This is a genomic window from Sphingomonas sp. UV9 (assembly GCF_004101245.1).
GTDB lineage: Bacteria > Pseudomonadota > Alphaproteobacteria > Sphingomonadales > Sphingomonadaceae > Sphingomonas.
Window position 1 is genome coordinate 20,635 of sequence record NZ_SCIN01000007.1, and the last position, 7,048, is coordinate 27,682.

General features: G+C 66.1%; 8 protein-coding genes. 6 read left to right on the top strand and 2 right to left on the bottom strand.

Annotation, left to right across the window (positions count from 1 at the left end):
* On the top strand, positions 1-510 hold the full coding sequence (locus tag EQZ23_RS19270) for an RNA polymerase sigma factor (protein WP_128456087.1): 510 nt from the start codon (positions 1-3) through the stop codon (positions 508-510).
* Entirely contained in the window at positions 507-1,277 is a 771-nt protein-coding gene (locus EQZ23_RS19275; protein WP_037529333.1) for an anti-sigma factor, read from the top strand. Before EQZ23_RS19270 ends, EQZ23_RS19275 begins: the two co-directional genes overlap by 4 nt.
* A 51-nt stretch (positions 1,278-1,328) precedes the next feature.
* On the opposite strand, the gene EQZ23_RS19280 is transcribed toward EQZ23_RS19275, so the two are convergent.
* Positions 1,329-1,841 carry an MgtC/SapB family protein gene (locus EQZ23_RS19280; RefSeq protein ID WP_052149081.1) on the bottom strand — a complete coding sequence of 171 codons (513 nt, stop codon included), beginning with the start codon at positions 1,839-1,841 and terminating at the stop codon, positions 1,329-1,331.
* Positions 1,838-2,905: a sulfite oxidase gene (locus EQZ23_RS19285; protein WP_056454898.1), complete on the bottom strand. Its 1,068-nt coding sequence runs from the start codon at positions 2,903-2,905 to the stop codon at positions 1,838-1,840. The genes EQZ23_RS19280 and EQZ23_RS19285 overlap by 4 nt, the downstream gene beginning before the upstream one ends.
* Before the next feature lie 146 nt (positions 2,906-3,051).
* Between EQZ23_RS19285 and EQZ23_RS19290 the strand changes: the two genes are divergently transcribed.
* The 4 genes from EQZ23_RS19290 to EQZ23_RS19305 all read left to right on the top strand — a co-directional run bounded on the left by EQZ23_RS19290 (position 3,052) and on the right by EQZ23_RS19305 (position 6,892).
* Positions 3,052-3,924, top strand: coding sequence for a LysR family transcriptional regulator (locus EQZ23_RS19290; protein WP_128456088.1), 873 nt, complete (start codon positions 3,052-3,054; stop codon positions 3,922-3,924).
* On the top strand, positions 3,921-5,072 hold the full coding sequence (locus EQZ23_RS19295) for a TDT family transporter (protein WP_128456089.1): 1,152 nt from the start codon (positions 3,921-3,923) through the stop codon (positions 5,070-5,072). Before EQZ23_RS19290 ends, EQZ23_RS19295 begins: the two co-directional genes overlap by 4 nt.
* A gap of 89 nt (positions 5,073-5,161) precedes the next feature.
* Positions 5,162-6,397, top strand: a complete 1,236-nt coding sequence (locus tag EQZ23_RS19300; RefSeq protein WP_128456090.1) for a molybdopterin-dependent oxidoreductase — start codon at positions 5,162-5,164, stop codon at positions 6,395-6,397.
* Between the two features lie 12 nt (positions 6,398-6,409).
* Positions 6,410-6,892 carry a cytochrome c gene (locus EQZ23_RS19305; protein WP_056474033.1) on the top strand — a complete coding sequence of 161 codons (483 nt, stop codon included), beginning with the start codon at positions 6,410-6,412 and terminating at the stop codon, positions 6,890-6,892.
* Positions 6,893-7,048 lie beyond the last annotated feature (156 nt).

Below are 7,048 nucleotides of genomic sequence, written 5' to 3' on the forward strand. Positions count from 1 at the left end.
ATGGACCCGCTTGCCGCCGCGATCGAGCCCCTGGTCCCCGGTCTGCGCCGTTATGCCCGGTCGTGGTTGCGCGATCAGGCGATGGCGGATGACCTGGTGCAGGATTGCCTTGAGCGCGCGGTCGGGCGCTGGCGGCAACGACGCGGGACGGAGGTTCGCCCCTGGGTCTATGCAATCCTGCATAATCTGTTGGTCGATCATAAGCGGCAGCATGTCCGGCGAGGTACGGCGGTTCCGCTCCACCTCGTGGACGACGTTGCGCTCGGTCGCCCGGCCGATCAGGACGCAGGCCTGCACCACCGAGACCTGTTGCGCGCACTTGATGCGTTGCCCGAGGAGCAGCGGACGGTGCTGCTCCTCATTTCCGTCGAAGGTCTGTCATATGGGGAAGTCGCTGCCGTCGTCGGTGTGCCGCTGGGAACGGTGATGTCGCGCATATCGCGGGGGCGCGACCGTCTGGCGACGCTCCTCCGGGAGTGTGAACGGCCACGATTAAGGAGTATTCGATGACCAGCCCGATCGGAGAGGACGATCTGGCCGCGTGGATCGATGGCAGGCTGTCGCCCGAGCGGCAGCGTCTGGTCGACGCTTACCTTGAAGGCCAGCCGGACGTGCATGCCCGTTTGCGGGAGCAGGCGGAGCAGGCGCGAGCCCTTGCATCGCTTTTCGCTCCAATCGCGGATGAACCTATCCCGGCGACGATGCGCGTCGCAGCCATCAGGGGACGGCAACGCCAACCGCGTTGGCAACTCGCCATCGCCGCGTCGCTTCTGCTGGCGGTCGGGTTTGGCGGGGGCTGGTCGAGTGCGCGTTGGAGCGGCGAACCCCGCGCGGGCATCGCGGCGCTGGCCAACGAGGCGAGTGACAATTTCCGTGTCTATGCCGCCGACCGGATACGACCGGCGGAAATCGGCCCCGACCAGCGCGCCATGCTGATCCGGTGGACCTCCGCCCGATTGGGTGAGCGCGTGACCATCCCGGACCTCAGCACAGCCGGTTACCGCTATGGCGGGGGGCGATTGGTCGCGACGCCCCACGGCCCTGCGGTTCTTCTCCTCTACGATGGACCGCAAGCGTCAAAGCTCGCGGTGCTGACGAGGCCTATGCAAATCGACAAGAGCGCAAGCATGACCAGCACGTCCAGCGGGACCATGGGCCGGGTCACATGGGCTGTCGACGGGATCGGCTATAGTGTAGTGGGCGAGCGACCCGCTGCCGAGCTGCATCCGATCGCCGATGAGGTCCGGCGCCAGGCCGATGCGGGGCTTGTCTCCTGATAGCGCCTGGCCGCTTCTTAGCGCCGACAGGCACTGGGCGGACCAGCGGGATCACGGCTTGCGCTCGGCATCCTTCCGGTCGGCCTCTGCCGGAGTCAGCCTGGCCCGCTCGCGAATGCGACGTTCGAGCGGAGCGCCCGCGAACAGTACGAGCATCGCAAGGCTCAACCCGCCGATGATGAGCGGCCACACCGCCAACCCTGCTGCCGCGCCGATCGTGGCCGTGACCCAGATGCACGCGGCGGTCGCCAATCCATGCACTTCCTGACCCTGGCCGACCCGCAGCACCGCGCCGGCACCGATGAAGCCGACGCCGGACAGAATGCCCTGCATCGCCCGTCCTGCGGCATCGGCGTTTACGTTCGGCAAGCCACTGTGCACGATCGCCTGCACGGCGATGCAGCTCGCCAGACCGACCAGACCCAGCGTTCGCAATCCCATGATCTGCCGGTTCTCGCGCGAGCGTTCCCAGCCGAGCACCATCCCAGCCGCGGTCGCCACCACCAGCCGCCCGATCGCATCGATCCAGAAGCCGAGGTCCGATGCCGCTGATGCTTCGATCATTCGACCAGCACGTGCACATGATGCCAGGCGGTGCACAGATAGCCGGCGAAGTTCCACACCGTATCCGGCCGCTCGGGCTGACCCTGTCCAGTCTCGTCGAAGGCGCGCACGACAAGGTGCTGGCGCCCCTTGGCGAGCGTGGCGTCGAGGGTCCAGCGCCGCCAACCCCAGTGCGCCTCCGGATCATCGGTGAACGTCGCCTGTTGCCAGTCGCGACCACCGTTTACCGACACTTCGACCCGAGAGACGCGGCGATCATAGGCGATGGCATAGCCCTCGATCCGCACCTCCCCGGCCGGCAGGCTTTCGCCAGAGCCGGGCACGCAGATCGCGGCGTTGAGCGGCATGGCATTGATGGTCAGACCCTGGCTCCAGTCGACGGTGTCGCTCGTCACATCGGCAGGAAAGAGCTTGTAGTCGTGCGCCTGGATCGATGCGTCGGATGGCGTCTCGCGCACCTCGATCCGTGTCAGCCATTTGGCGCTCCGCACCCCGGCATAGCCCGGCACCACCATGCGGAGCGGTGCGCCGTGTTCGGGCGTCAGCGGCTCGCCGTTCATCGCCCAGGCAATAAGGACGTCGGGTTGCCGCGCCTTGTCCATGGCGATCGAGACCCCGAACAATGCTTCCTCGCCTTCGACGTCCACCTCGTCCGCGCCGGTGAACGCCACGAACAGGTCGGACGCATTCGGCGCACCGACGGCATCCAGTACGTCGGACAGTCGTACGCCGGTCCATTCCGCATTGCCGATCGCGCCCACGTCCCAGGGGTCGCCGGACGTTTTAGCGACCTGCTGGAGATCCGTGCGCCGGTTGCCGGCGCACTGGAGAACTGCCGTCACCGTCCGCGTGGCCAACGCGCTTTTCAGTTCCTCCACCGAGAAGGAGCGGCTCGCCATGCCCGTCCCGCTCACTTCGATCCGGTGATCGGCAGGCAGATCGGGCACTGCACCATGGCTGCGCACGTAGAACAGCGCCTGCGGCGTCAGGAACCGCTCGATCAGCGCGCCGGGCGTCGGCTCGGCGTTGTAGGGATCGGATTTGCGCTCGATCATATCAGTCATGGACGAACCAACGCCGCAAGCGCGCGGATCGCTTCAAGCCTTCAAGACTATCGCAGACGAAGGATTACCAATCGTTCCGATATCCAGATTGGAACAAACAGATCAAACGGTTGGTCGTATCGATCAGTTTCCGCGATACAAGCTGCATGACCCTGGAGCAGCTCAGAATCTTCGTCGGTGTCGCCGAGCGCGAACACGTCACCAAGGCAGCAGAGGTGCTGAACGTCACGCAGTCCGCTGCCTCCGGCGCGGTCGCGGCCCTCGAAGCGCGCTACGGGGTTCCTCTGTTTCACCGCGTCGGGCGTGGCATCCAGCTGACCGAAGCGGGCCGCGGCTTTCTGGAGGAAGCGCGCGCGGTGCTGGGGCGGGCAGCGCATGCCGAGACGATGCTGGCGGACTATGCCGGGCTTGCCCGTGGTTCGTTGCGGATCGTCGCCAGCCAGACGATCGCAAGCTACTGGTTGCCCGCAAGGCTTGCCGCCTTCCACGAGCGCCACCCGCAGATCGCGGTCGAGCTGGCGATCGACAACACCGAAGGCGCGGCAGCGCAGGTCCTTAGCGGAGCGGCGGAACTCGGTTTCGTTGAAGGCGAAGTGGACGAACCAGCGCTGGCGCATTGGGAAGTCGGACGCGATCCGATGGTGCTGGTCGGACGCAGGGACGCCGAGCGTGTCGACGAGGACTGGCTTCGCGCTGCACGCTGGATCGTCCGCGAGCAGGGTTCGGGCACGCGCTCGACCTTCGAGGACGTGCTGCGAACGCGCGGGTTTGATCCGGCCCAGCTGACTGTAGCGATGACGCTGCCGTCCAACGAGGCGGTGCGTACCGCGGTCGAGGCCGGTGCCGGCGTCGCTGTGTTGTCGCGATTGGTCGTCGCACGCGCGCTCAAGGCCGGCGATCTGGTCGAGCTGCCGCTTGAGTTACCCGATCGCGCCTTCCACGCGCTGCGCCACAAGGAACGCTATCGCACCCGCGCGGCCGACGCGCTGACGGACCTCATCAAGGAGCAGGTCGCATGACTGCCGACGCACCTTCGGCCCTGACCGGCCTCAAGCCGCTCAGCCGGCTCGACCATCCGCGCGAGATGATCCGCCAGTTCACGCCCAACTGGTTCGCCGCGACGATGGGCACCGGTATCCTCGCCCTCACGCTGCCACAGGTGCCCGGCATCGGCCCCGCGCTCAAACCGATTGGCGAGGTGTTGTGGTTCTTCAACATCGCGCTCTTCATCCTGTTCGCCGGTCTCTATGGCGCGCGCTGGGCGATGTTCGGGCATGAGGCACGGCGCATCTTCGGCCACAACACCGTGTCGATGTTCATCGGGACCATCCCGATGGGCTTGGCAACGATCATCAACGGATGCCTCGCCTTCGGGATCGCGCGGTTCGGTAACGGCATCGTGCCGGTCGCACACGTCCTGTGGTGGATCGACGTCGCCATGTCGCTCGCCTGCGGCGTGTTGATCCCCTACCTGATGTTTACCCGCCACGAGCACAGCCTGGACGGCATGACCGCGGTATGGCTGCTGCCAGTCGTCGCAGCGGAAGTGGCTGGTGCCAGCGGCGGGCTGCTCGCGCCGCATCTGACCGATCCCCACGCGCAGATCGTGACGCTCGCGACCTCGTATGTGCTGTGGGCCTATTCGGTGCCGGTCGCGTTTGGCATCCTCGCTATCCTGATCCTGCGCATGGCGCTCCACAAGCTCCCGCACGAGAGCATGGCGGCATCCTCCTGGCTCGCGCTGGGGCCGATCGGCACCGGGGCGCTGGGTATGCTGGTGCTTGGGGCGGATGCGCCGGCGATCCTCGCGGCGCACGGGCTGGTCGGTGTCGGTACCGTCGCGCAAGGGATCGGCGTCGTCGCCGGGCTCTGCCTGTGGGGTTTCGGCCTGTGGTGGCTGGCGCTCGCGACGCTCATCACCATCCGCTACTGGCGCGCCGGCGTCCCATTCAACCTTGGCTGGTGGGGCTATACCTTCCCGCTCGGCGTCTACACCGTCGCCACCTTCCGCCTCGGTACGACGCTGAACCTCGGCTTCTTCGGTATCGTCGGCACGGTGTTGACGATCGCGCTCGCGGCGATGTGGCTGCTGGTCGGTGCCAAGACGCTCGCCGGAGCATGGCGCGGCAACCTGTTCGTCTCGCCCTGCATCGCTACCCCGAACTGATCCACCCTGATGATCGGATCAGTCGGTCCGATCATTTGCAGAACGCCCCTTCGATCCGCCAGCGTGGCTGGCCACAGGAGAGCCTTGTCATGGACAATTTTGACGCCGCGCTGGCGAGTGAAACCAGCCGTCGCCGCTTTCTCAGGCGTACGGCGCTCGGCACCGCCGGCCTTGCCGCAGCACCTGCGCTGGCGCAGCAGCTCGTCGACCTGAAGCTGCCTGGCGGCAATGCCGAGCGGCCGATGACCAGCGCCTTTCCTGGCAAGGGCAGCATGATCCTCCAACGCATCCATCCTCCGCTGTTGGAGACGCCGATGGACGTGTTCGACAAGTCGGTGTTCACGCCCAACGACCAGTTCTTCGTCCGCTGGCACTGGGCCGACATCCCGACCTCGATCGACGTCGAGAGCTTTCGCCTCAAGGTCTTCGGCCACGTCAACAGACCGCTGTCGATCAGCCTTGCCCAACTGCTGCGCCTGCCGCGCGTCGAGATGGCAGCGGTCAATCAGTGCTCGGGCAACAGCCGTGGGTTGTTCCAGCCGCGTGTCGCCGGCGCGCAATGGGGCAACGGCGCGATGGGCAATGCCAAATGGCTCGGCGTGCGCCTGCGCGACGTGCTGGACCTCGCGGGGGTCAAGGCAGGCGCGGTACAGGTGCGCTTCGGCGCGCTCGATCAGCCGGTTGTGACGGGCGCCCCTGACTTCGAGAAGGCGCTCGACATCGACCATGCCCGCGACGGCGAAGTGATGATCGCCTTCGGCATGAACGGCGAGCAGCTGCCGCTCCTCAACGGCTTTCCCTGCCGGCTGATCGTCCCGGGCTGGTATTCGACCTACTGGGTCAAGATGCTGAACGCGATCGAGGTACTGCCCGGCCCTGACGACCAGTATTGGATGGCCAAGGCCTACAAGATACCGGCTACACCCGGCGCGAATGTCGCGCCCGGTGCCAAGGACTTCCCGACCGTGCCGATCAATCGCATGATCCCGCGCAGCTGGATGACCAGCCTGCCGGATGGCCAGGCGATCGCCTATGAAGCGTCCATCCCGGTTGGCGGGATCGCGATGGGCGGCGACTGCGGCGTCGCCAAGGTCGATGTCTCATCCGATGGTGGCCGCACTTGGTACAGGACGACGCTCGGAGCGGACGAGGGCAAGTATAGTTTCCGGCGCTGGGATGGTCGCGTGCCGCTTAGGCACGGTCCCAACCCCATCATGGTGCGCTGCTGGAACGCCAACGGTGTCGCTCAGCCGATGAAGCCGATCTGGAACCCCGGCGGGTTCATGCGCGGCAACATCGAAATCACTACCATCATTGCGGCCTGAGGAGCGAGTAGCATGAAGACCCCGTCTCCCGGCATCATGGCCGCTAGCTTGATTGGCCTGACCGGTATCGTCCTCATCTCGATAGGTGCGCCGAGCAGCCGCAAGGCGTCTGCCCCGATCTCCGAGACGTCCGAGCCGGCGCCCCCCGTCAGCGTGTCGGCCCGTGGCTTCTCGCTTACCTCGACCAGCGTCGACCTGCCGGTCGACGACGCGACCTATCCCGATGGTCCGCACGCCGACGTCGTCAACGCCAACTGCACCTCGTGCCACTCGGCCAGTATGGCGCTGACCCAGCCTGCGCTATCGGCGGATCAATGGAAGGCGACCGTCACCAAGATGCGCGAAGTGTACAAGGCGCCGGTGGCTGAGAAGGATGTCGACGCAATCGTCGCCTATCTCACCGCCATGCCGCATCAGAAGGCGGCACCCGCAACCGGCAAGGCGCAGGACCCCGACCCCAAGGTCGCTCCCGATGTTTCAGGTGGCACCGGCTAACCGAGCCATAATCGCAAAATACCATCTCAATCGGGAAAGTCGCTGGTGTCATAACCGGTCGAGACTGTTGAAAAAGGCGTGCGCGGGATTGGCTTGGCGGATAGCTGGCGACGCCGGGCACCGGAGGATGCGCCGCGTATCAGGCCGGCGCGGCCT

Coding starts and splice junctions, on each gene's coding strand:
- EQZ23_RS19295 (WP_128456089.1), top strand. CDS start 3,921: ATGACTGCCGACGCACCTTCGGCCCTGACCGGCCTCAAGCCGCTCAGC.
- EQZ23_RS19280 (WP_052149081.1), bottom strand. CDS start 1,841: ATGATCGAAGCATCAGCGGCATCGGACCTCGGCTTCTGGATCGATGCG.
- EQZ23_RS19305 (WP_056474033.1), top strand. CDS start 6,410: ATGAAGACCCCGTCTCCCGGCATCATGGCCGCTAGCTTGATTGGCCTG.
- EQZ23_RS19285 (WP_056454898.1), bottom strand. CDS start 2,905: ATGACTGATATGATCGAGCGCAAATCCGATCCCTACAACGCCGAGCCG.
- EQZ23_RS19275 (WP_037529333.1), top strand. CDS start 507: ATGACCAGCCCGATCGGAGAGGACGATCTGGCCGCGTGGATCGATGGC.
- EQZ23_RS19290 (WP_128456088.1), top strand. CDS start 3,052: ATGACCCTGGAGCAGCTCAGAATCTTCGTCGGTGTCGCCGAGCGCGAA.
- EQZ23_RS19270 (WP_128456087.1), top strand. CDS start 1: ATGGACCCGCTTGCCGCCGCGATCGAGCCCCTGGTCCCCGGTCTGCGC.
- EQZ23_RS19300 (WP_128456090.1), top strand. CDS start 5,162: ATGGACAATTTTGACGCCGCGCTGGCGAGTGAAACCAGCCGTCGCCGC.